The sequence below is a fragment of the Oceanobacillus indicireducens genome, assembly GCF_014647195.1.
Taxonomy (GTDB): Bacteria; Bacillota; Bacilli; order Bacillales; family Amphibacillaceae; genus Oceanobacillus; species Oceanobacillus indicireducens.
This window is the reverse complement of sequence record NZ_BMOS01000004.1, coordinates 108,414-132,932: the sequence shown is the minus strand read 5'-3', so window position 1 is coordinate 132,932 and position 24,519 is coordinate 108,414. Positions and strand designations below refer to the sequence as shown.

Annotated in this window: 25 protein-coding genes and 2 pseudogenes; 18 read left to right on the top strand and 9 right to left on the bottom strand. The window is 38.5% G+C overall.

Annotated elements, in window-relative coordinates:
* Positions 1-18 precede the first annotated feature (18 nt).
* Positions 19-576 carry a flavodoxin family protein gene (locus IEX94_RS04345; protein ID WP_156855056.1) on the top strand — a complete coding sequence of 186 codons (558 nt, stop codon included), beginning with the start codon at positions 19-21 and terminating at the stop codon, positions 574-576.
* A 74-nt stretch (positions 577-650) separates the two neighbouring features.
* Here IEX94_RS04345 and IEX94_RS04340 read toward each other — a convergent pair.
* Positions 651-1,799, bottom strand: a pseudogene (locus IEX94_RS04340) (CdaR family transcriptional regulator); the annotation flags it as partial.
* A 193-nt stretch (positions 1,800-1,992) separates the two neighbouring features.
* Here IEX94_RS04340 and IEX94_RS04335 point away from each other — a divergent pair.
* The 5 genes from IEX94_RS04335 (at position 1,993) to IEX94_RS20230 (ending at position 6,716) form a co-directional block, all read left to right on the top strand.
* Entirely contained in the window at positions 1,993-3,159 is a 1,167-nt protein-coding gene (locus IEX94_RS04335) for an NAD(P)/FAD-dependent oxidoreductase (protein ID WP_188856178.1), read from the top strand.
* Between the two features lie 37 nt (positions 3,160-3,196).
* Positions 3,197-4,555: a sodium-dependent transporter gene (locus IEX94_RS04330; RefSeq protein ID WP_188856177.1), complete on the top strand. Its 1,359-nt coding sequence runs from the start codon at positions 3,197-3,199 to the stop codon at positions 4,553-4,555.
* Between the two features lie 50 nt (positions 4,556-4,605).
* A complete protein-coding gene (locus IEX94_RS04325; RefSeq protein ID WP_188856176.1) occupies positions 4,606-5,007 on the top strand; it encodes an acyl-CoA thioesterase in 402 nt (133 codons plus the stop codon).
* A 177-nt stretch (positions 5,008-5,184) separates the two neighbouring features.
* Positions 5,185-6,519, top strand: a complete 1,335-nt coding sequence (gene gabT / locus IEX94_RS04320) for a 4-aminobutyrate--2-oxoglutarate transaminase (RefSeq protein WP_188856175.1) — start codon at positions 5,185-5,187, stop codon at positions 6,517-6,519.
* 89 nt (positions 6,520-6,608) lie between these two features.
* Positions 6,609-6,716: a dihydroxy-acid dehydratase domain-containing protein gene (locus tag IEX94_RS20230; protein WP_188856217.1), complete on the top strand. Its 108-nt coding sequence runs from the start codon at positions 6,609-6,611 to the stop codon at positions 6,714-6,716.
* A gap of 550 nt (positions 6,717-7,266) precedes the next feature.
* Here IEX94_RS20230 and IEX94_RS04310 read toward each other — a convergent pair.
* The 5 genes from IEX94_RS04310 to IEX94_RS04295 all read right to left on the bottom strand — a co-directional run bounded on the left by IEX94_RS04310 (position 7,267) and on the right by IEX94_RS04295 (position 10,458).
* A complete protein-coding gene (locus IEX94_RS04310; RefSeq protein WP_188856174.1) occupies positions 7,267-7,554 on the bottom strand; it encodes a YxcD family protein in 288 nt (95 codons plus the stop codon).
* On the bottom strand, positions 7,542-7,799 hold the full coding sequence (locus tag IEX94_RS20100) for a hypothetical protein (RefSeq protein WP_308425576.1): 258 nt from the start codon (positions 7,797-7,799) through the stop codon (positions 7,542-7,544). Before IEX94_RS20100 ends, IEX94_RS04310 begins: the two co-directional genes overlap by 13 nt.
* On the bottom strand, positions 7,796-7,996 hold the full coding sequence (locus tag IEX94_RS20095; protein WP_308425575.1) for a hypothetical protein: 201 nt from the start codon (positions 7,994-7,996) through the stop codon (positions 7,796-7,798). The genes IEX94_RS20100 and IEX94_RS20095 overlap by 4 nt, the downstream gene beginning before the upstream one ends.
* Before the next feature lie 120 nt (positions 7,997-8,116).
* Positions 8,117-9,373: an Nramp family divalent metal transporter gene (locus tag IEX94_RS04300; protein ID WP_188856173.1), complete on the bottom strand. Its 1,257-nt coding sequence runs from the start codon at positions 9,371-9,373 to the stop codon at positions 8,117-8,119.
* A gap of 146 nt (positions 9,374-9,519) precedes the next feature.
* Positions 9,520-10,458, bottom strand: a complete 939-nt coding sequence (locus IEX94_RS04295; protein WP_188856172.1) for an agmatinase family protein — start codon at positions 10,456-10,458, stop codon at positions 9,520-9,522.
* Between the two features lie 435 nt (positions 10,459-10,893).
* Here IEX94_RS04295 and IEX94_RS04290 point away from each other — a divergent pair, with 435 nt between their 5' ends.
* A complete protein-coding gene (locus tag IEX94_RS04290) occupies positions 10,894-11,085 on the top strand; it encodes a gamma-type small acid-soluble spore protein (protein ID WP_156855036.1) in 192 nt (63 codons plus the stop codon).
* A gap of 51 nt (positions 11,086-11,136) precedes the next feature.
* Here IEX94_RS04290 and IEX94_RS04285 read toward each other — a convergent pair whose 3' ends face one another.
* Entirely contained in the window at positions 11,137-11,379 is a 243-nt protein-coding gene (locus tag IEX94_RS04285) for an alpha/beta-type small acid-soluble spore protein (protein ID WP_268239576.1), read from the bottom strand.
* A 470-nt stretch (positions 11,380-11,849) separates the two neighbouring features.
* Here IEX94_RS04285 and IEX94_RS04280 point away from each other — a divergent pair, with 470 nt between their 5' ends.
* The 9 genes and pseudogenes from IEX94_RS04280 (at position 11,850) to IEX94_RS04240 (ending at position 20,161) form a co-directional block, all read left to right on the top strand.
* Entirely contained in the window at positions 11,850-12,776 is a 927-nt protein-coding gene (locus IEX94_RS04280) for an alpha/beta fold hydrolase (RefSeq protein ID WP_156858074.1), read from the top strand.
* Positions 12,777-12,972: 196 nt separating this feature from the next.
* Complete coding sequence (locus IEX94_RS04275) at positions 12,973-14,076, top strand: NAD(P)/FAD-dependent oxidoreductase (RefSeq protein ID WP_188856171.1); 1,104 nt, start codon at positions 12,973-12,975, stop codon at positions 14,074-14,076.
* 184 nt (positions 14,077-14,260) lie between these two features.
* Entirely contained in the window at positions 14,261-15,202 is a 942-nt protein-coding gene (locus IEX94_RS04270) for a nucleoside hydrolase (protein ID WP_188856170.1), read from the top strand.
* Positions 15,203-15,212: 10 nt separating this feature from the next.
* Positions 15,213-16,160 carry a nucleoside hydrolase gene (locus tag IEX94_RS04265; RefSeq protein WP_188856169.1) on the top strand — a complete coding sequence of 316 codons (948 nt, stop codon included), beginning with the start codon at positions 15,213-15,215 and terminating at the stop codon, positions 16,158-16,160.
* A gap of 333 nt (positions 16,161-16,493) precedes the next feature.
* Positions 16,494-17,279 (top strand): flagellar motor stator protein MotA, encoded by a 786-nt coding sequence (gene motA, locus IEX94_RS04260; protein ID WP_188856168.1) that lies wholly within the window; start codon positions 16,494-16,496, stop codon positions 17,277-17,279.
* Positions 17,272-18,078: a flagellar motor protein MotB gene (locus IEX94_RS04255; RefSeq protein WP_188856167.1), complete on the top strand. Its 807-nt coding sequence runs from the start codon at positions 17,272-17,274 to the stop codon at positions 18,076-18,078. Before motA ends, IEX94_RS04255 begins: the two co-directional genes overlap by 8 nt.
* Before the next feature lie 199 nt (positions 18,079-18,277).
* Positions 18,278-18,514, top strand: a complete 237-nt coding sequence (locus tag IEX94_RS04250; protein ID WP_156857920.1) for a hypothetical protein — start codon at positions 18,278-18,280, stop codon at positions 18,512-18,514.
* A gap of 613 nt (positions 18,515-19,127) precedes the next feature.
* Positions 19,128-19,367, top strand: a pseudogene (locus IEX94_RS04245) (PfkB family carbohydrate kinase); the annotation flags it as partial.
* Positions 19,368-19,651: 284 nt separating this feature from the next.
* Positions 19,652-20,161 carry a type 1 glutamine amidotransferase domain-containing protein gene (locus IEX94_RS04240; protein WP_188856165.1) on the top strand — a complete coding sequence of 170 codons (510 nt, stop codon included), beginning with the start codon at positions 19,652-19,654 and terminating at the stop codon, positions 20,159-20,161.
* A gap of 65 nt (positions 20,162-20,226) precedes the next feature.
* Here IEX94_RS04240 and IEX94_RS04235 read toward each other — a convergent pair whose 3' ends face one another.
* On the bottom strand, positions 20,227-21,747 hold the full coding sequence (locus IEX94_RS04235) for an ABC transporter permease/substrate-binding protein (protein WP_156857925.1): 1,521 nt from the start codon (positions 21,745-21,747) through the stop codon (positions 20,227-20,229).
* On the bottom strand, positions 21,740-22,699 hold the full coding sequence (locus IEX94_RS04230) for an ABC transporter ATP-binding protein (RefSeq protein WP_188856164.1): 960 nt from the start codon (positions 22,697-22,699) through the stop codon (positions 21,740-21,742). Before IEX94_RS04230 ends, IEX94_RS04235 begins: the two co-directional genes overlap by 8 nt.
* 340 nt (positions 22,700-23,039) lie before the next feature.
* On the opposite strand from IEX94_RS04230, the gene IEX94_RS04225 reads away from it, so the two are divergent.
* Both IEX94_RS04225 and IEX94_RS04220 read left to right on the top strand, forming a co-directional pair.
* Entirely contained in the window at positions 23,040-23,714 is a 675-nt protein-coding gene (locus IEX94_RS04225; RefSeq protein WP_188856163.1) for a GntR family transcriptional regulator, read from the top strand.
* A 16-nt stretch (positions 23,715-23,730) separates the two neighbouring features.
* Positions 23,731-24,516, top strand: coding sequence for a carbon-nitrogen family hydrolase (locus IEX94_RS04220; RefSeq protein ID WP_188856162.1), 786 nt, complete (start codon positions 23,731-23,733; stop codon positions 24,514-24,516).
* Positions 24,517-24,519: the final 3 nt, after the last annotated feature.

Sequence of the window (24,519 nt, the reverse complement as noted above, 5' to 3'; positions counted from 1 at the left end):
AAGCAAGGAGGAATGATAATGAAAGTATTTGCTCTATATGGCAGTTCTCGAAAAAATGGTAACTCTGATTTGCTTGCTGATAAGGTGCTCTATAATATCAAGCATACCAAGCGTTATCTCACTGATTATAATATTACACCAATTGACGATAAGAGACATGAGCCGGAAGGGTTTTTAGAACGGGTGAATGATGACTATAATGAGTTGGTTTCTGAAATGCTTGATCATGATGTTGTCATCTATGTTACACCTCTGTATTGGTATGGGATGTCTGGTCTGATGAAGAACTTTATTGACAGATCTACAGAAAGCATGCGTATTCCGGAACGCAACTTTACGGAGAGAATGAAGGAGATGAAACATTATGTAGTTATTGCGGGTGGCGATTCGCCTTATGAAAAAGGAAAGCCATTAGTGCAGCAATTTGCATATATTTTTGATTTCATGGGTACCAGGCTGGAAGGTTGGATTATTGGTGATGGAAATAAGCCTGGAGAAGTATTGGAAGATAAAGTTGCCATGGAAAATGCAAGTAAAATGAATGCAGAGGTTAAACAACTATTCTCACATAAATAAAAAAGCGGCAGGAACGATACACATATATATGGAAGCTGTGTAAACGACCTGCTGCTTTATTTTTTTAACGCCAAGTAGAGAAGTATGCAGTCCTGAAAATTACTCGTGTTGAGCCCAGTCATTTCCTCTATTTTCTTTAATCTGTAAATAAGCGTATTTCTGTGAATGAACAGTACTTTTGCTGTTTGGCTAATATTCATATTGTTTTCGCAGTATGCTATAAAGAGATCCGCCATTTCCTTAAATCGATCATGTTCCATAAGAGTATGGATCCGAAATTGAATTTTGTTACGATATTCTTTAGATGTTTCTAGTGGTAATTGTTCTAAAATGATTTCCCAATCAAATATGGTATGTATGTTTGATTCGAGGCTACGTTCTTTGGCGAACTGTATTAGTTTCACTGCCTCATGGTAAGACTCACTTACTTGTTCAATAGCAGGTGAAAGACTACCAGCTGCAATTGAAGGGTCTTTAATTGAATATATCCTATATAATCTGATTAATTCCCTGCTTTGTTTCTCAAATTGCTGCAGGAGCTCCCTGTATTCCCCCTCACTCCCCACTTGCCTCACAACAACTATTTTTTCGCTATTTAAAAATGTAGCTAACCCACAATCAGTGCATATATAGGCTTCCTGAGTGCATCTTAACAGGTTATCTTTCAGCTGGTCGATGGAAATATGTTTTTTAGCGCTGTGCAGTAAGGAATTGCCAATATCAATGACAATACAAAAGCTCTTTTTTCCATAAGGAATGCCAAGCACCCCACAGTATTGTTTGACCCTTTCTGTTTGGACTACTTCATTTAATAATATATATTGTGCAAATGTTTCCCTGGTTTTTGCCTTCATATCCGTTATTTGCCGATGAAAAGTTTCCTGCCACATTATTTCAACATAATTTTTAATTAATAATCCATAAGGTTTGACTTGAGCGGGCGGCCCAATTATTCCCAAGACTCCAACTGTTTTGTGATCAAATTGAAGCGGAAATGCGATGCCCTCATACACATTAACCATATTTTTTATTTGTACTTTATCAAATATAATGTGATCGTTCTTTTCAATTACTTCTTTTGAAGGCAAGTGGTAGGTGCCAACCCTGCTGGAGTCCGTAGAACCAATAATATAACCGTTGTGATCGCTCAGGCTGATAGCAAATGGTGAAATTTTTGAAACCGCTTCCACTACTTTTTGTGCAAATTGTACTAAGAGGTCCACTACACACCACCCTTTCAATCTTCTGTTTTTGTATTTATATCATATCATAATAAAGATAAATAGATAAGGTTAAATATTTAGAAAGCTTAAATATTTAGGCGGATTGTCCATAGTATAAGAGAAAAAAATAAGGTATAACTAATGAAAATTATAAATAAACAATGGATATTATTCTTAGTGAGAGGTGGTTTATATGTCAAAGAAAACAGATATTATAATTGTTGGTGGTGGTGTCATTGGTTCCAGTATTGCTTATAATTTATTGAATGACGGATTTACAGGTGAAATTACCGTATTTGAAAAAGATAAAGTATACGAGTTTTCTTCGACTCCAAGAAGTGCCGGAGGGATCAGACAGCTATTTACAACAGGAATTAATATACAAATTAGCAGGTATAGCTTAAAAAAATATATGACATTCGCGGAAGATATGGCGATAGGAGGCGAAAAAGCGGAAATTGATTTTAAAAATCCGGGTTACCTTTTTCTCGCTAAAAATGAAAACATCAGTCAGTTAAAAAGGCAGATGGAGCTGCAGCGAAGTTTCGGGGTACCTTCAGAGTTTCTTGAACAAGAAGAATTGTTATCAATCATCCCAGAATTAAATAATGAAGATTTGCAGGGAGGACTTTATTGCGGGGAAGATGGATACTTAGATCCGTATTCTGTCATGCAGGGTTATGCTCGAAAAGCAAAAGAGCTGGGAGCAAATTATGTGTATGAAGAGGTCGATGTTGTTACGACGGAGAGCGGAAAAGTAACTGGTGTGCAATGTAAAAATGGAGAGAGATATGAGGCCCATACGGTAATAAATTCAGCAGGTCCATGGGCACCTGAGCTAAGTAAAAAGATAGGACTGCCAATTCCGGTAGTTCCGCTCAAGAGACAAATCATTCAATTTGATATTGCTGAACCGTTGAAAAACAAATTGCCGTTAACGGTAGACCCAACCGGTGTTTATTTCAGGCATGAAGGATCATCGATAATTTCAGGATTTGGTGAGAAGGTGAAGCCGGGCATTGATTTCAGGTGGAATCGTTCTTTTTTCGAAGAGCAGCTATGGCCGGTATTGGCTACGCGGATATCCAATTTTGAAAGAGCAAAAATAACCGCTGGATGGGCGGGTATGTACAGTCATAATACAGAAGATCAAAATGCGATTATCGGAGGTCACCCGAAAATGAAAGGATATTTTATGGCAGTTGGGTTTAGTGGTCATGGCATGCAGCAAGCGCCAGCTGTAGGGAAAGGTTTGTCTGAGCTGATTCGAACAGGAAAATATGAAACATTAGATCTCAGTCCACTTCGATTTGAACGTTTTGCGGAAAAAGAATTGATAATTGAAGGCGCAATCGTTTAGTTACTAAGTATACGAAAATAATAGGGAGGGGAATTTCATGAGTGATCCTAAAACGGATAAAAAAAGAGAAACATGGGGATCAAGATTTGGGTTTATCATGGCCGCTGCAGGATTTGCCATTGGTTTAGGGAACATATGGCGATTTCCCTATTTAGTAGGTGAAAACGGTGGTGGAGCTTTTCTATTAATCTATATTGCTATTATTATTGTCATTGGGATTCCCTTATTTTATGTTGAAGCAGGTCTTGGTAGAAAAGCACAGTCTGGTGCTATTACTGGTTTGCGTAAACTAACTAAAAAGGGCAGTACTTGGGTGTCGATAGGATGGCTTGGCGTGTTTACGTCGTTACTTATCTTTTCGTACTATCTGATGATCATGGGCTGGCTATTTGCTTATTTTGTAAAGGTAGGTCTTGGTACATTTCAAGGAGTTACATTTGATCAGGCAGCCGATATTTATGATAAGTTTGTCGCAAACCCATGGCTTGTTACTGGATACGCAATTATCCCAATGTTGATTCTTGCGTTTGTAGTAGTGAAAGGATTGAAAGATGGTACAGAAAAATTTGTGCGACTATTAATGCCTTTACTCATCATCATGTTACTAGCTCTAAGTGTATTTTCACTTTCTTTAGAGGGTTCATGGGAGGGGGTTGTATGGTATTTGAAACCAGACTTTTCACAAATTAGTGGAGATTCTGTACTGCAGGCTTTGGGGCAGGCTTTCTTCTCCATTGGTATTGGGATGGCTGCTGCCTTCACTTATGGAAGTTATCTGAAGAGAGAGAAGTCCAATCTAGTTGTAGACGGAGTGTGGGTAATTTCGCTTGACACATTTGTTGCTTTTATCTCAGGAATGGTCATATTTCCGGCAATATTTGCTTTTAATGTTGCCCCAAATTCAGGACCAGGTTTGATTTTCCTGACATTGCCGACTATATTTGATCAAATGCCTGGTGGAACAATTTTTGGTCTTTTATTCTTCTTCCTGGTTATAGTAGCCGCACTTACAACCGGGGTTGGTTTTGTGGAAACGTTAGCAGCTAATGCATCCGAATTATTTAATCTGAATCGTAAAACAAGTGTTTGGCTTGTGAGTATTGCTAGTTTGGTGTTGGCAATTCCGTCTATTTTATCACAGGGACCATGGTCAAACATTCAGATTTTCGGTATGGATATATTCACATTTATTGATTACTTCTCTGGCAATATAATGCTTGTCGTTGGTGCACTTTTGCTTTCTTTGTATGTTGTATTTAAGTGGAAAACGGAGAACTTCATTGATGAAATCAATATTGGAACAACAGGAGTGAAAATTCCTTATGCTGTTAAACCAATCTTTGCTTTTGTTATTCCGGTGGTAATCGCTGTAATTTTCATAACTGGTATTCTATAAAGAACTAAAGTTTTAAATATAAAAAATGGATTGCTGGGGAGAGAGAGAGTTTGAATATTGGAGAAAAACAAATTATTGTAAGTGAAAAGGATATTGATGGACTCAACCATGTAAATAATAGTGTATACCTTAATTATCTGGAGAGCGGAAGAGAAGCATGGTACATAAAGTACGCTGGTTATTCTTATGATGATTTTCATAGAAATAATCTTGGGACGGTCGTTTTGAGGATTGACATTATGTATAAAAAGGAAGCGGTAATTCACGATCAGCTTCAAGTGATTACGATACCGAAGGAGCTTGGGAATACGAGTTTTGTATTTGAACAAAAAATAATGAATCAAAATGAAGAAGTGGTCTGTGAAGCGACAATTACGAAAGTGATGATTGATTTGACTACAAGGAAAAGCAGACCAGTGATTGAAGAGATTGCACGGAATTTTAGGCAATAGAAAACATAACCTAAATAGATAATAGCTATAGTCCACATCAAAAAACACTATTACAAGTAAAACGTATCTACGTGATACCATTTGCGGGAAAATATTGATATCAAATTGCGTATCAGGTTGAAAGTTCTAATAAAAAGCTTTATTAAATAAGAGTAAATAACATGTGGGGGGATAGTAATGGGTTATATAGAATTAAAAACAGAAATTCCAGGACCAAGGTCAAAAGAGTTATTAAAGAAGCGTGAAGATTCTATTGCAAGAGGTTTAGCAACAAATTTATCTATAGGAATCGCTGAAGCTGATGGAGCTATAGTAATGGATATAGATGGGAACCGTTTAATTGATCTTGCGGGAGGTATTGGAAGTTTAAATGCCGGACACACCCCTAAAGCAGTAGTGGATGCACTAAAGAGACAATTGGATCATTATATAAATCCGGTATTTCCCGTCGTTTTGTATGATTCCTATATTCAGCTTGCAGAAAAGCTTAATCACTTAGTTCCCGGTAATTTCTCAAAAAAAACCGTTTTATTTAATAGTGGTGCAGAAGCGAATGAAAATGCTATAAAAATTGCACGGAGATATACAAAACGTTCAGGGGTCATTTCATTTGAAAGAGGGTTTCATGGAAGAACCTTTATGACCATGTCCATGACAAGTAAGGTAAAGGGATTTAAAAAAGGATTTGGTACAATGGCGACGGAAGTATATCATTTACCCTACCCATATCCTTACCGGGATACTCGGACAACAATAGAATTATTAGAAGCTATTGACAATCTGTTTCAAATGACAGTGGATCCCTCGGAAATTGCAGCTATTATAATAGAACCTGTCCAAGGGGATGGGGGGATTGTTGTCCCTAATAGAGAGTTTTTTGAAGGCATACGAAAATTGTGTACGCAACATGGAATCGTATTTATAGCTGATGAAGTGCAGACCGGATTTGCACGTACAGGTAAGTTCTTTGCAATGGAGCATTTTGGAGTAGCTGCAGATATTACAGTAATGGGAAAATCGATTGGTGCTGGAATACCTTTATCTGCGGTGACAGGTAATGCGGAGATAATGGATGCTCCGGAGAAAAAGGAGTTAGGTACAACATTGGGTGGGACCCCTTTAGGTTGTGTTGCTGGACTTAAAGTAATTGAGGATATTGAGAATAACAATTTGATGGATAGAGCTCAAGAAATAGGAAATAAAATTCGTTCTAAACTAACATTCCCATCAAAATTTGTTGGTGAAGTGCGGGGACTAGGGGCGATGATTGGTATAGAGTTTGTAAAAGATTTGGAGACAAAAGAACCCTACCCGGAATTAGTGAAGAATGTCGTTCGAAAATGTCACGAAAACGGGGTGATTGTGATTACCGCAGGATCTCGTGGTAATATAATCCGTTTACTTCCACCATTAATCATTAATGATAAACAATTGAATGAAGCATTAGATGTAATAGTTAATGTGATTAAACAAATAGAAAATAATGAAGAAACATTAACACATATAGAGTAGGTTATGATTCAATAATTTATCCCAGAGAGTCTTACTTGTCGTTTATTTTTAACTTCCCAAAATAAAGTCGAAAATCAACATATGATCCTATCGTTGATGTAACGGAAGATCATATTATTGTTTTACGAAATGCTGGACCAAAGGGCGGATCTGGAATGCCAGAGTGGGGAATGCTCCCTACCGAAGAAGCTTATTAAAAAAGGGGTGCGACTTTGATTATTTAGAGACAGGATTCGGCGCCCCGACGAGAAAACCAGAGATTAATTAATCATTTATTTGAATTATAACATGAAATTCCGGAATAAAAACTGGATAAAGTAAATTGTGAGGTTAACAAGTATAAAGCCATTAGTGTTGCATAAACAATAAACTCAGTATCAAATATTAATCGAATGAGTTTGTGCCAAGCCTTTCTCAGTACCCTTTTCACGCTAGTGTTTCAGACATTCTATTTTTGTACGCTTTTTCAGCTACCGCGCGAATGTCTTCGCTTGGTTCCCGGTCATTTTAAAGTTACGTTCTAATATCAAGAACGTAACTTAAAATGCGAGGATGGTTATCTAAAACTTTTGGCTAGCTTCCCAATCGCGGATGAATGAGGTTTGTATACACCGATTGAATCACCTCTATACCTCTTGGATACCAATGCATGCCTCGCTTTTTCATACGGCAAGTAACGCGACGTTTGTTGGATTCCATTTGGTGACTTCCGGTGGGTGGTGAGGGGGTGTCTTCCAATTTTACAGCTTACCCAACGTATGCAATAATCCCAGCCTCATCATCTAATTCCAGTTTAATCCCTGCGAAAGGATCCTCATTAAGGAATTCATCTAGCCATAACCGTAGTGCTTCGATAATGTTTGACATTACGAGTACTTGTTTCCTACCATTCCAGAATGATTCTGCAGAAAAGCCAGTATCATCGTCATACATTAATTCTACTTCGACTTCTTCTGGTTTTATGTGTTTTTTCCGAGAAACATAAACGCAAATTGCGTTAATAATATCTTGTTCAGGAAGGACTAATTTCTCCATACATTAGCTTCCTCTTTTCTTTTCCTTTTGAAAAAGTGATAAATTTTTACTGCCACTAAGATCGAGAAAATAATTGCGAGCCCGTTGATTAACAAGCCTAGAATAGATCCAAAGATACCCATGTTACCAAGCAGCCCACCGAATAATAATCCAGCAAGCCCACCGAGCATGAGGCCCTTCATTAGACCACCTGACATCATGCCGCCTTTATTGTCCGTATTTTGTTTTGTCGTGGATTTGTTCACTTTAGAATCTTTTTTATTATTTTGGAATAAGGAATTATTGTTGTTAGAGTTGATGCCGCTATTTCCTGGGTTAAATGACTTTTCCCGGATTTATAACGTTTCGCCTCCACCGTTGTGTCCTGATCTTGGAAAACAACATCTCCAATTGGTGAAAATACTAGTGCGATGGCACATAATGCTACGATAATTTTCTTCATTAATCTTTTTCCCCCTGATGATATCTTTGTATAGTCATCCTCCCATTATAATATAGCTTTATGCTTTTGTCTGTTTGGAGGAAGGAAATGGCTTTATATAAAAGAACGAAATCCGTTCCATTAATTAAGAAAAGTTAGGATAGCATCAACCAAACTGTAGGTACCAAGTCCGGTACAAATCAGTGCTACTATTCCGCCGATAATATTAGCCTTTAAAGAGTTTGTATAGTTGCCGAGACGCTTTTTGTTATTCATGATAACAAGGAGCGTAATTGCAATCACAGGGAGCAGGATACCATTCAAGGCTTGTGCGAATAGCAGAACGCTCAGAGGATTAAGTTCAAGGGCTGAGCCGATGATCCCAATTGATATAATGATGACAAACACGATTTTAAAGCGTTTGTCTTTCATATTGTTGCCCCATTTTAAGACACTGCTTACTGTCATCGCTGCACCAAGTGGAGCGGCAAGCGCAGAAGATAAGCCAGCTGCAAATAAACCGATACTGATGAAAATCAGTGCCCACTCTCCCATGATTGGTTCGAGCTGAAGTGACAAGTCAGCGCCACTTTGTATTTCCATACCTTTGATCGTCGCACCAGCTGTAATCAGTACCGCTGCAGTAATCAATCCTCCCACACAAATGGATATGATCGTGTCCCATCGCGAATCTTTTAAATCAGACGGCTTGTTCCAGCGTTCCTGCACATTTGAAGCATGAAGAAAAAGGTTGTAAGGGACGACAGTTGTACCGATTAATGCGATAATCATAATGATGGAACCGGGAGGGATGTTTGGGATAAAAGTTCCCTTGAATAATTCTCCAATAGCCGGCTGTGTCATAAACATGGTCGTAATAAATGTAATAGACATGATGACGATGAGGAAAATCATCAATTTTTCTATCAGTTTATAACTGCCGGAAAGGCCGAGAAATAAAATAATGACTCCTACAATCGGTCCAAGTACATTCGTCGGTATTCCGGTAATAGTGGAAATGCCTAGTGATGTGCCGAGCAGATCACCCGCCATATAAGCGGCACAGCCAACACTGATAGCAATAATCACAAGCCACATGGAGCCGTATTTCAATATTGGATTTATGAATTGTTCGCGGACCGCATCCCCAAGCCCTTTCCGCGTAATGATTCCGAGCCTTCCTGTCATTTCCTGAAGCACAATTGTTGCGATAATGGAAAAAACGATCGCCCACAACAATGCGAAGCCAAATGATGCTCCTGCTCGTGTCGCAGTTGTTACGGTGCCAGGACCAATAAAGGAAGCAGTGACAATTGCCCCTGGCCCAATGATATTCAATCTATCTTTCCATGTTCTTTTCCCTGAATCAGAGTTACTTATTCTATTAGGTATTGCCATATTTTTTCTCCTCCACCTTCATTTCATCTTCGGTTCTGTTACTTTTCGACCCCAGCAAATATTATTTAGCTCTTCTCACTGGGGCGTCTATATTTAAAAACAGCACAAGTATCCTTGTTTATACTTGTGCTGAACTGCCAATATCACTATTTGCTATTAATCAAACCCGCGAGCGCATATAAAATAACTGTAGAAACAAAGTGGGCAGAATTTTGATTTGCGTCCTGCTGCGGATATACTTCCACAAAGTCCATGCCAATGACGCCTTGCTTGCAGATTTCGTGGACGAGTGTTACAAGTTCAAAAGAAGTAAGTCCATTTCCATCAACAGGACCGCCGGGATTAAAAGCAAAATCTAAAACATCACTGCAAATGCTCAAGTACACACAGTCCACATCTTCCTTCGCTTGGGCATGAAGTTCACGGGCAAGCTCCGATAAATCATGATGCTTTCGGATATCGTTGATTGTTACCGTAACAGCACCTGCATCGCGGGCATTCCGACCTGCTTCAGGCTGATTTCTCGGTCCATGAATACCTGTGTGAATAATACTTTCATTGCGTACACCTTCCTGTTCATATAAACGGGCGAAAGGACTGCAACGTGCATACTGATCACCTTGATGGGAAGGAAGGTTGTCGAAGTGCGCGTCCAGATGAATGATGCCGACTTTCTTTCCTTGTTCTGTAAGTGCCCTCACGATAGGGTAAGTGATGCCATGATCTCCTCCGAGACCGATTAGAAATTTCCCGCTCTCCCAAAGCTTACCCGAGAAATTTGTAATTCGTTGCATCGTTTCTTCCACATCAGCGGGAACAACATCTACATCACCAACATCCCCAAGCTCGATATGTTCGAACACGTCAATATGGTCGAGCTCCGGCAAGTAGCCACTGTACCTTGCAGATGTCAGCCGCATTACTTTCGGTCCAAGTGCACATCCTGTGTAATCGCCCCATGTAACTGCACCTTCCCATGGAACTCCGTATACGATAGCGTCAATGTCTCCTAATGAATCGAGAGAAGAAGAAAGATTCTTTGCCCCGAGAAAAGTTGGTGTGTTTCCGTAAAGATAATTATTCAACGTGTATCCCTTCCTTTTTTGAATAATGGAGCAGGCTGATTCACGTGTAACGATTCACCTGCATCATACTTGTTTGGTTGGCTGTTTCATTAATAAGTATTGCTTGTTAAATATCTGGTTTCCCTTCCATTAAGGAGATGAAACTCGGAAAGGCTCATATCCCCACCATTTGGCTTGGAATATGAATATTTATATGATTGAGAAAGGGAAATATGAGGGAATTCGTCCGTTGAATGGTGAGGTTTTTGAAGAGGTCTTCATTTAAAAAATGATAAACCGCATGAAATGGGATAACAACCAATTCATGCGGCTTTTTTAGATAATACTAAAATCGATTTATACCCATTCTCAGTCAATGGTTATAGGTAAATGTTTCCTTTATAAATAAAACATCTCCGCAAAAACTAAGTTCACCGAAAAAAGCGAGGTGACTTTATGGAAAATAATACAAAATATACAGCATCCGGTACCAATATTGAAGAAGTAAAACGGGCAAATGAAAATTCTGGTATGTCATATAACGAAGCAAAAGAGTATATTGCAAGGACTACTGGTGGCCATGGAACTGAAATTTATAGCAATACAAACGCTGAACAAGTTCGGAAAAAGAATCAACAAGGACAATAAAAAAAGCTAATCCTGCTGGTTCATGTGTTAAAACCAGCAGGAGAGTCTTAATTATTTGTTTGCAATCTGCTCTTTTGCCATTTTAACCATTTCTTTAACCATATTGCCACCGATTGGTCCGCCAACTTTTCCTGCTTGCTCAGAGGTAAGATGTCCGTTATTTCCTTTTTGTAAAGGTACGCCTTGTTCTTCAGCAACTTCGTATTTTATCGATTCTGGATTATTAAGATCTACGTCATATCCAGCTTCCTTCATTACACGTCCTTTAAACTGACTGAGATTTTTCTTTGCCACGTAAAACACCTCCTTATGAATAGAATTTCCGAAAAATTTTGGTTTATCCTGTTAAAGGTTTTCAATTATTTGTTATCAAAATCTAAAGTGGCTAATATGGATAATATAGTGATGTTTCTTTAAGGGGATAATTGCTTGTCGGGGGCATTTATGCTGTTTTTTTAAATTTAAAAAGCACGAAATACGGTAGAGTGGAATTCACATGGAAAGGAGATTATGATGCAAAGTAATATAGGTAAACTTTACTTGAAGTTGTGTGAAGATTATATTAAAAATTAAATCATTCTGGTATAAGTGGTGAAAGACTGGCTAAACGATTGGATGAACTTTCACAGCTTCCTTCTTGAGTTTACTTTGACATCGATTCCAAATAAGTATATCATTTCGGTAAAATGATTGGTTCAGAGAGAACCGATACATCTAGAAAAGACCATTATCTATCAAACTCTGATCATAGGAGGGTATCTATCATGGCGATACAAGAAGTCCAGTTTAAATCATTTAATGAAAAGGACACTATAAAAGCATGGATTTACACGCCAATTCGTAAGCCGAGAGGAATTGTCCAGATTGTCCATGGTTTTGGTGAACATTCGCGCAGGTATTTACATATGATTCTTGTGCTTAATGAAGCGGGTTTTATAGTTGCAGCAGATGATCATGTTGGCCACGGGAAAACGGCGTATGATTCAGGCAATTGGAATGACTGGGGCGATAAGGGCTACATGACGATGGCAGAAGATGAGCACAAATTACGAGAAATTGTTCAGAAAGAGTATGACGGACTTCCATATTTCATGTTCGGACATAGTATGGGCTCCATGATTGTAAGAGGATATGCAACCAAATATGGGGAAGGAATCTCTGGACTTATTTTATGTGGAACATCTGGTGTTTTCCCGAATTTAAAAGAGATATCTGAAGAAATGAAAAAGCGTATCGATGAGGGGGATGGTGAAGTTGTCGAAGATAGTTATCTTGAAAGCTTATTTGGCTGGATGACAGAGCGGATAGAGAACCCAAATAGTCCAAATGACTGGATAAGTGGCGACCCTGACGTTGTGACAGACCATGCGAATGATCCGTTTAACAATTTTACTTCAACACCAAATATTCGCTCCCTCTATTTCTTTGTTCAAATGATGGAAACAATTATTGGTACGGAATGGGCAGAGAAGGTCCCTTCCTCTATTCCTGTTTATAATATTGCAGGTGACTTTGATCCGGTAGGTTTATATGGGGAGGGCGTGTATCAAGTCTCCAATTGGCTTGCAGAGACGGGCAACTTTGTAAAAACTAAGTTGTATTCCGGTTACCGACACGAAATTCATAATTACAGAGATATTCGTGATGAAGTAGTGGAGGGGATTATTGATTTTATAAATGGTACGATATAAAAGGAGTACCTAACAGAGGCGGTTGCAGGGAGAAGTGTTAGCGCGCTTCTCCCTATCTATATCCAGTGAAAACTTTTTTCCAGTTAAAATACATCCTATTGACAAAGAGAAGCGAACCATATATAGAAGAAAGTATGAAAGATTCATTTTAACTAGGATCTTTTGACAATACGGAAATCATACAAGGGGGAAAAACATGAAAGTCATTGTTATTGGCGCGGGAGTCGTCGGTGCTTGTGCTGCTTACTATTTATCGCAGAATGAAAATGTTGATGTCACGTTGATTGATGAGGAATTCGAAGGGAAGGCGACTTTAGCTGGCGCAGGGATTATTTGTCCATGGATTTCACGGTATAATGATTCTGATTGGTTCAGGATAGCAAGCAGGGGAGCCCAGTATTATCCAGAGCTGATCGAATCTCTTAAAGAACTGGGGGAGACAAACACTGGTTATCGGCAGACAGGTGCAATTGCAACGAGTGAAGACATAGAGGTCATTCGTAAATTGAAGGAGCAATTAGAAAAGAAAAAAGAGGCATTTCCTATAATTGGAAATATTGACGTATTACAAGCTGGACATGCCAATAAATTTTTCCCGCAAATAAATGAAAAATTGCATGCGCTCTATTTATCAGGTGCCGCTCGCTTGGATGGAAGATTGCTCGCTAGCGCTTTAGTAGAAGGCGTAAAGAAAAGTAATGGAAAAGTTATACAGGAAAAAGCTGCACTGAAAAAAGAAGGCAAGCTGGTTTCGGTTTCAACGAGCAGCGGAAATTTATCAGCTGATCAAGTTATTATTGCAGCTGGTGCTTGGACAAATGACTTGTTGCAATCTGTCGGTACTTCTATCAAATTGGAACCCCAGCGCGGGCAAATTGTCCATTTGGCTGTGAATGAAGATACTTCAAATTGGCCGGTTATTCTTCCACAAGATAGCAGTCATTATATTGTTCCTTTTGATGATAATCGAATTGCTTTTGGTGCGACACGTGAAGCTGGAAGTGGTTATGATTATCGGATAACGGCAGGTGGGATTCAGGAAGTACTGAATGAAGGATTGAAAGTCGCGCCAGGTCTCCAAAGTCAAACATTGCAGGACATCCGGATAGGGTTTCGGCCAATGAGTCCGGATAATAAACCTTTATTAGGCGAAGTTCCCAATTTGGAAAATGTCATTGTTGCAACAGGGTTGGGGGCTTCTGGGTTGACGATGGGGCCCTATGTGGGAGCATTGGCTGGAAAGATGGCGCTGAGAGAAGAGATTGATATTGATTTAGGACCGTATGATCCGATGAGGTAATTGATGTTGAAGTTTACCACATCCTATATTATTTTGTAAGGACGATGTAAGTAGCGGAGTAGGTATTATTCTGCTAAGTGAGAATAATGATAACTGTATTAATGTAGATTTAGGTGCGAAAAATAAACTTACTCCAGGAAATCAATTAAATGAATTATTATGAACTGATAAGGAGTTAATCATAATGACAAAAAGAGTATACCTCAATCACGATGGAGGTGTGGATGACCTCGTATCCTTATTTCTATTACTCCAGATGGAAGAGGTAGATTTATTAGGCGTTGGTGTTATCCCGGCAGACTGTTATTTGGAGCCGGCATTATATGCTAGCCGAAAAATTATTGATCGGTTTGGGAATAATAAAGGGATAGATGTAGCAGCCTCTAATTCTCGTGGAAAACATTCTTTTCCTAAAGATTGGCGTATGCACGCATTTTTTATCGATGCGTTACCAATCTTGAATGAATCGGGAAGAATCAACACAAATGTTTCAGAACTTAAGGCGCATGTACATTTGATTAAACACATTCGTGAAAGCGATGAACCTGTAACATTGGTGTTTATTGGACCACTGACAGATCTAGCTCGAGCATTATATGTTGCGCCAGATATTGAATCCAATATTGAAAAATTAGTTTGGATGGGTGGTACATTTTTAGAAAAAGGAAATGTCGAAGAGCCGGAACATGATGGTTCAGCTGAGTGGAATGCTTTTTGGGATCCGGATGCTGTCAAAGTTGTTTGGGATAGTAAAATTGAAATTGATCTAGTCGCGTTAGAAAGTACAAATATGGTTCCTTTAACAGTAGATATTCGAAATTATTGGGCGGCGCAGCGAACGAATATCGGAATCGATTTTCTTGGACAATGTTATGCGATGGTACCTCCTCTTGTACATTTTCAGACGAACTCGACTTATTTTCTCTGGGATGTGCTAACCGCAGCAAGCATTGGGAAACCGGATCTAGTCAAGCAAAAAGTAGTGAAGAGTATTGTTCATACTGAAGGGGCGAGTCAAGGTAAAACAGTTATTTCAGAGAATGGAAGACCGGTCAATTTAGTTTATGAAGTAGACCGCGATGCATTTTTTGAATACATTACAGAGCTAGCAAGACAACAAGATTGAGGTGTAAAGAATGCGAAAAATTATTATAGATACAGATACAGCTGGTGATGATGCAATTGCTCTATTAACAGCATTACATTATTTTAAAGTCGAAGGTGTAACAATTACAGGTGGAAATGTTGCGTTTGATCAACAAGTAGAGAATGCTTTATATTCTATTCAGGTTTCCAATCAAGATTATTATGTTCCTGTCTATAAAGGATACGAGGGCCCTATCCTCGCAACAGGAGAAGAGGAACATCGTACGGTAGAAGATGTCCATGGCAGGGATGGAATGGGTGATGCCTTTTTTGAAAAAGCAAAGCAACGACCAGAGGAAAAACATGCGGTTGATTTTATCATTGAAAAAGTAAAAGAAATGCCTGGTGAAGTCTCTCTATTAGCTATTGCACCACTAACCAATATTGCGATGGCAATTAAAAAGGATCCTACAATTATAAAGGACATCCCACATATTTACATTATGGGTGGAACAAATAACACATTAGGCAATATTACGGCTGCTGCTGAATATAACTTCTGGGTAGATCCTGAAGCTGCAAATATTGTTTTACATTCAGGTATACCGATTACAATGGTTGGTTGGGATATTTGCACAAAATATTCTCTAATGGACAATGATGACCATAAAGAGATTGAACAGTTGAATACAACCGGGTCCGATTTCTTTATTAAAATTAATAAAGTAGTGAAAGATTTCAATGCAAACGTTCATCGTCTGAATGGTACAACACATCCGGATACGATATTAGTAGCGATTGCAGCAAATGAAGAAATCATGACGTCATCTAATACGTATTATGTAGCTGTTGAAACGAAAGGTGAACTGACAAGAGGTTACAGCTTGGTTGATATTAATAATAGGAGTGGGAAACAACCTAATGTTCGTGTTTGTGAAGCTGTTGATCGAGCTAAGTATAAAGAGTGTTTATTACAGGTTTTAAAAACGATTCAATAAAATTCTTCCTTTCAAGAAGGCGTATGGCAAGTTTCTATGCATACGTCTTTTAATAAACGTTCTTAATGTTTCAATTAACTTCCATAACCTCGATGTCTCCAAAAACTTCCGCGTCATAGCTCCAATATTAATTCCTAGACATTGCGTTTTTAATCTTCTCCATAGCCACCTCGGTTTCAATCAAATCATAAAGATAAGATAATAAAACTAACTAGTAAAAATGTTTACCTAATAAACTAATTATTTCTTCTTTTCCATATTACCTTCAAAAACAGTACAAAAGACCGATATAGGTTATGTAGTATTATAGAGTTATTTGATGGAGGTACAGAGATGGATAAAACATCAATTATTGGTATTATTTTAGGAATTATTGCGGTTACTGTTGGGATGGTTTTAAAAGGTGTTGGTGCGGGAGCCTTAATTAATCCGGCAGCACTTCTCATTATATTTGTAGGAACGGCTGCATCTGTATTGATAGCATTTCCTGTAAGCACGATTAAAAAGATTCCTTCCTATTTTAAAATATTGCTTAAAGAAGAGGAACAAGATGATATACCAGTGCTTATTGAAAAGTTTTCAAAGATGTCCGATCAAGCTCGTAGGGAAGGTTTGTTATCTTTAGAAACTGAAATAGAAGCATGGGATGATGACTTTATTTCTTCCGGACTACAATTGACCGTTGATGGTCATTCACCGGAGTTCATCCGTGAAGTCATGCTCGAGAAAATTTATGCAATGGAAACGAGACATGAAGAAGGTGCAGCAGTTTTTACGCAAGCTGGTACGTATGCGCCCACGCTGGGAGTGTTAGGTGCTGTTATTGGATTAATTGCCGCACTTGGTAGTATGGATGATATGGAAATCTTGGGGGAAGCGATAGCAGCGGCTTTTGTTGCAACTTTATTAGGGATTTTTTCAGGTTATGTACTATGGCACCCGTTTGCAAATAAATTAAGACAGAAATCGAAAAAAGAGATTCAACGAAAGGAAATTATTGTGGAAGGGATTCTTTCCGTCGTGAATGGGGATTCTCCTGCGGCGATGAGGGATAAGCTGAGTTCGTACCTCACTTCAAAAGAAATTGCTAAGATAAAGCAGGTGACAGAAGATGAGTAGCCGGAGACGCAGAAGAAAGAGTGAAGCTCAATCAGATGATTCATGGCTGCTTCCCTATTCTGATATGCTGACATTGCTTGTGGCATTATTTATTGTATTATTTGCCATGGGCGAAATAGACGCCCAAAAGTATGAACAGCTTTCCAAAGTTTTTAAAAGTGAATTCTCTGGCGGTGGATCCATTATACTGGAACAAAGCCCAGCGGAGGATCCTTCAGAAACTGCCATAGATGAAGACCGAAGTAAAGAAGATAATGAGGCAAATGAAGAAGACTTAAGTGAAGGTATGAGAGAAGTAGAAAATCTTAAAAAACTTCAAGCGAGTATCAATGGTTATATCGAAACAAATGAACTAACTGATGCACTATCAACAGAATTAAGCAATGAAGGATTAATGGTCACGATTTTAAATGATGTCACGTTTGATATGGGGAGCGCTGAAGTTAATGAGGGCGGCAGGGAAATCATAACCGAAATCTCAAGGTTGTTAAACACCGATCCGCCTCATCATATTGAGATAAGCGGACATGCAGACGACCGGCCGATTCACAACGAAGAATTCCCTTCGAATTGGGAATTAAGTGTAATAAGAGCCGTTAACTTCATGGGATTAATTTTGGAAAATGGAGGACATGATCCAGCTCGCTTTAGTGCGAAGGGATTTGGTGAGTACCATCCAATTATGCCGAACACGAGTGAAGAGAACCGGGAGAAAAATAGACGAGTAGAGGTTCTTATTTTGCCTAACTACGAAATAGATGTTGAAGAAACTAAGCAAATTCACGGAAATGGAGTTTAAAATCGATTGGAGAAAGCAAGTGAGATTTATTTGTTGGTGGACTGACTCCCTATAGTTGAATCGGCACTTTGACTAAAAGGACGAAAAATAGTAGCATGCAAGATAACTTCTTCTAATCTCTTTTGTCGTATATTATCAGGCATTACGTTCTGTAATACCCCACTAAATGCGGTTTCATTTTTTGGTAGGAGGAATTAAGATGTATGAAGACAAAACCGAGTTAAATGCTACGATGGGCAGGATTTTTGGGCAAATTGTTAAAGAGCGTGTGGCAACAGAAGCACTTGCAAATCTATTAATCGAAAAAGGCGTTATTACTGCAGAAGAGCTGGATGAATCTTTTAGAAAAGTATATGAGGAAAAAGGGACAAAGTATTCTGCAGAAGCTTTGAATATGTCGGAAGAAGAGTATAGGAAGATTATTAATGGAGAGTGAGCCCACTCTTAAAATCCCACTCAACATGTAAATGTGATGAGTGGGATTTTGCATTACTGAACAGCCTTGAATTAAGAAAACTGGAACTTAAGGATTTTTCACTTTAATAAAAAGTTAAATTGGGAGAAAAATGCTCGATACATCTGTACCTACTGATAAAGGAGTTCATCATCATCTGTATAGGAATGTGCTGTTTCTCCACTATTATTTGGCCAAACTGGGGCGGAAAAATATATTTCCTCCCTAGCAAAATTGCAAAATAACTTGTGACTTTAATATAACTTTGCCTTTTTATTTAAAAAATAATTTGACATTTTTTTATAACAGTATTATTCTATATGTAACGGGTTACACAAATATGCGAACCCAAGTTTTTTCATCTATATGTAACCCGTTACACATATGGTTAAAGTATCCTTGATGTCGCCGAAATAGCAGCTGTTTCCAGGGGGTATGTTGAAAGGCTTGAAGGCTATTTAGATGAAGTACAGTAAGATAATTAATTTTAAACGGCTTTTTACAACGTGGATATATCCAAAACATAGGAAAACCGAATAAAAAGATCCCATCGGAAAAATATAAAATCAACTAATTACGAGAGAGAGGTGATCATATGGAAAAGCAACCGGCAGTTTGTGTCGTGGGAAGTATTAATATTGATATGGTCACGACTGCTAAAGAATTCCCTGAACAAGGTGAAACCGTTTTAGGTGGAGAATTTAAAACTTATCACGGTGGTAAAGGCGCCAATCAAGCAATAGCCGCTGCAAGATTAGGAGCTGAAGTTACCATGATTGGTGCGGTTGGGGATGATCAGTTTGGAAAGGATATCCTACAGAACTTCCAGAATGATAAAGATCGATAATCATTTTTTTAAAATCATCGTTATATCGTTTACCATTATTTTTTGTAATCATTGGACACATCCTCCTTGAAATTCATTGTATAAAATTTAACTTAGATGTGTCCATGAAACTATACTAGCATCAACATATATAATGATTCGCCTGCATACGCAATCACTTTTTATAATAAAGTTTACTATAATCCGGTTTTACCTGAAGCAGTTGTTTTGCTAATTTCTTGCTCGTAAATTAAAATAACCTTGTAAATAAATTTAAACTGGAGGTAGTTAATTTGGCTAAGGTAGCATTTCTTTTAGCAAGTGGCTTTGAGGATTCTGAAATGAAAAATCCATATGAAGCTGTTAAAGAAGCAGGGCACGAAACAGTCATTATTGGTTTGGAAAAAGGTGCACGCTGTGATGGGAAAAAAGGAACAATCTCCTATACTGCTGATCTTGGGGCATCTGAGGCAAAGGCTGACGATTTTGATGCGGTTATTATACCAGGTGGAGGTGCTCCGGAAGCATTGCGTGTAAATGATGACGTTGTTCGCTTTGTGAAGGAAATCAATCAAAACGACAAATTAATTGCTGGTATTTGTCATGGACCACAGGTCATGATTAGTGCTGACGTTCTAAAAGGAAAGGAAGCAACATGCTTCATCGGAATTCGTGATGATGTAAAACTAGCAGGTGCGGCCTACCACGATAAAGAAGTTGTAGTTAGTGAAAATTTGATTACCTCACGTACACCTAAGGATGAACCTGCTTTTATTCGGGAAATTTTAGCGAAATTATCCTAAACTTTAATTAATCAAGGAATACATAGAAAATCGGTTTCTAACAGTGAAGAAACCGATTTTCTGCTTTAGTTTGTATGGAGCACTTCATTCTCTAAAAACTCCCGCGCCACTTCCGCAGCACTTCTTCCTTCGACAGTCACCTGATAATTCATCTCCCGCATCTCGTCATCCGTTATTTTCCCGGCTAACTGATTTAAGATACCTTCCAGTTCAGGATATTCCTCGAGCGTTTCACTTCTCAGCAAGGCGGCACCTTGATAAGGAGGGAATAATTCTAGATCGTCTTCCAATACGGTAAGATTATAGCGTCTCAACTCACTATCCGTAGAATAAGCATCTAATACATTAATATCTCCCTGCTCAATCGCCGTATAACGCAGCTTCGGTTCCATTGTTACGAGATTAGGAAATTCGAGATTATAAAGTTCTTGAATACCAACATACCCATCTTCGCGATCCGTAAATTCCAAAGTGAATCCGGCTTTTACCTCGTTTTCTAATCCCTGTAAATCAGAGATTGATTTTACGTTATGCTCCTCGGCAAAGACTTTAGATACAGCTAATGTATACGTATTATTATAATCCATCGGTTCTAGCAAGACTAAATCGTTATTCTTTAGTAATCCGGATCTGGCCTGTTCGTATACTTCTTCCTTATCATTACTTACTGGGGTCTCATCCAGAAATTGCGTTATTGCCGTTCCTGTAAATTCTGGATAAATATCGATATTTCCTGATTCCAAAGCATTAAATAAAAAGGTTGTTTTCCCAAGACTAGGTTCTAATTCCACGTTCAAATCGGTTTCGTCTTCGATTAGGATTTTATACATATTAATTAAAATCTCTGGCTCGGAACCTAATTTACCCCCAATTACGATCGTATCTTCGTCTCCACCGAGCCAATTGGGGATCACGGATACACCGAAAGTGAAGACAACGATGATTCCAATTGTGACGAGAGTCTTTTTATACGAAAGTTTTTGGATGCCGCGTAACACGAGGTCAAATAATATAGCAAGTATTGCTGCTGGAATCGCTCCAAGTAAAATAAGTGCAGAATTATTGCGATCGATTCCAAGCAGGATCAGATCTCCTAAACCTCCTGCACCGATTAATGCAGCAAGGGTTGCAGTTCCAATAATTAATACCATCGCCGTCCGAATACCTGCCATAATCACCGGCATTGCAAGTGGTAGTTCCACTTTCAACAATCTTTTCCTTGTGTTCATTCCCATTGCCATCGCCGCTTCAATTAAAGAGGAATCCACTTCTTTAATTCCAGTGTACGTGTTGCGGAGAATAGGAAGTAAGGCATAGATGACTAAGGCAATAATAGCGGGAATTTTACCAATCCCTAGCAATGGAATGAAGAGTCCGAGTAATGCTAAGGAAGGAATCGTCTGCAGCATCGCAGCAATCCCAATAATACTCTCCGCAAAACGAAGCTTTTTCGTTAAATAAATACCGAGTGGTACAGCTATTAAGACAGCAAAAAAGAGCGCAATAAATGAAATCTGAATATGTTCGATGAGCGCTTGAAATAGTTCATGCTGGCGGTTTTGGAATACTTCGATCATGTTATTCATCGCTATTTCCCCCTTTCGCTACCTGTTGGGAGAGATAATCGATCATGATTTGCCGATTCACAATCCCAATCGGAACTCCGTTTTTTTCTACGGAAAGAGAATCATGGTCGGATAAACGCTCTAACACTTCGGCCAATGTTGCTTGGATGGAAATAGTAGGAGCTTCCTGTCCTGTCAGATTCGGCAGGGGATGAATAAATTTTTCCAAATCAAAATCTGTCCCTGGATGGCCGGCATTCCCAACGAAATCTCGGACAAAGTCGTTCGCTGGCTCGTTTATTAGTTCATCTGGTGTTCCTAACTGAATGATTTTCCCTTCCTTCATTAAACAAATCCGATCCGCTAGTTTCAGTGCTTCTTGAATATCATGTGTAACAAATACAATTGTTTTCTTAATGGTACGCTGCAAATGAATGATATCCTCCTGCAATTTTTCCCGACTGATCGGGTCTAATGCACTGAAAGGTTCGTCCATTAAAATGATTTCCGGATCGGCTGCTAAAGCACGGACAACGCCAACTCGTTGCTGCTCACCACCAGAAAGTTCGTCAGGTCTCCGGTTCCGGTACAAAATAGGATCAAGACCAACCATATCCAATAATTCAGTTACACGATTGCGGATTTTTTCTTTGTTCCATTGTTTGAGCTCGGGCACAATTGCAATATTTTCCTCTATCGTCATATGGGGAAATAACGCAATTTGCTGTAAAACATAACCGATATTCCAGCGAAGTTCATCTATTTTATAGTCGCTAATCCTTTTTCCATTCATATAAATGGTTCCTGTTGTCAGGGGAATGAGGCGATTGATCATTTTTAATGTCGTCGTCTTTCCGCTGCCACTCGGACCAATTAATACTAAAAATTCCCCTTTATTAACTGTAAAGTTGATGGAATCCACTGCAGGCGTACCGCCATTATATTTTTTTGAAACATTTTCAAAAGAAATCATTGGGAAAATTATCCTTTCTGTATAGGAGTTCTTTGACTTTCATTTAAGTGTAATGGGAGTTTGGTGAAAGCTCAATGAAAAAGGGCCGATTTTTGTTGGTTCAGGTGAAGGGCGGGATGTCTGCTTAATCTCAAATAAAAATACGATTGCTTGTGTATGTTTTTACCTTTTTTAAGAAAGGTATTATTATTTTCTTGAGCCTGGCTCGATTATTAATTAATCGCTGATAATCATAAGAGGCAAGGGAGAGAAAAAATAAAGTATTCATATTATTATATCTTTACTTATCTTTATGTATACTGTATTATGTATACATAAAGATTCGCAGAGGGGTAACGAAATGAGTAAGCTTAATTTTGGTAAATCTATTAAAAGAGAAACAGTTTTCGAAATTGCATACAAAGAATTGAAATCTGCTATACTTTCAAACCAGCTGGATTTTGAGGAATTTTATACAGAGGAAGACTTTGCGAAAGTACTAGGTATTTCAAGAACTCCTGTCAGAGAGGCGGTTCAGGGTTTGGTTTACGACGGCTTACTGCAAACGGTGCCAAGGAAAGGAGTAAAGGTAAGAGGATTTTCAAAAACAGAAATTAATCAGATCTTTATCCTTCGAAGAGCTATCGAAAAAGAAGTATTGATGGATTTTTTGAAAGTGGTTACAGAAGAACAGGTTCAGGAATTAAAGCACATTTTGTTGGAACAAAGAGAGACAGTTAGTAAGGAGAATAAGCAACTTTTTATGAAGTTGGATCAAAAATTCCACAATCAAATTATTCGGGGAACTAACTATTTTTTAATAGAAGAATTCTTCATGAGATTACATGATCTAACTGTTTTGATTGGCCATCGGGCCATCAGGAAAAAAGGAAGAATGCACGAAGTAATTGAAGAGCATGAAGCGATTCTCATGGCTATAGAAGCTAAAAATATTGAAGATGCAAAAACAGCTTTACTTCTACATTTGGATAATACGATGAAATCCTATAATAGTATGGACAAAAGTAGTAATTAAAACAGGGGGTTAAAGAATGAAATATGCAGTTTATCAAATGAATCTTATTGTTGGTAACCCGCAAGAAAATAGGGAGAAAGTGAGTAGTTGGATTAATGAAACGATGGAAAAAGAAAAACCCGATGTTCTTGTACTTCCGGAAATGTGGAACACCGGTTTTACACTAGCAGAATTGGACAAGCTTGCCGATGAAGATAACGAGCCAACTCAGTCCTTGCTGCAGAAACTAGCAAAACAGCATCATGTAAATATTGTCGGGGGTTCAATTGCAAACAAAAAAGAAGGGAAAATATATAACACAAGTCTAGTAATAAACCGAGAAGGAGCTGTTGTGCATAGATATGACAAAATACATTTAGTACCAATGCTTAATGAACATAAATATTTAACTGGTGGTACAAACCAGATAGAAACATTTGAACTGGAAGGAATCAAGATGGGGGTTATCATTTGCTATGATTTGAGGTTTCCTGAACTTGCGAGGAAGCTTGCCTTGGAGGGTGCCCAAATCTTGCATGTTGTTGCCGAATGGCCATTAATTAGAAAAAACCATTGGAAATATCTGCAATTAGCTAGGGCGATTGAGAATCAAATGTTCATTGTATCTTCTAATATTACTGGCTCTAATGATACCGAGACCTTTGCGGGGACATCGATGATTATTGATCCTTGGGGGGATGTAATAAAAGTTGGAAGTGAGGTAAAGGAAGAGACGCTCATTGCGACGCTAGATTTAGATGCTGTCCCTAAGATTAGAGAAAGTGTTCCGGTTTTCTCTAGCAGAGTACCGAAACTATATTAATAA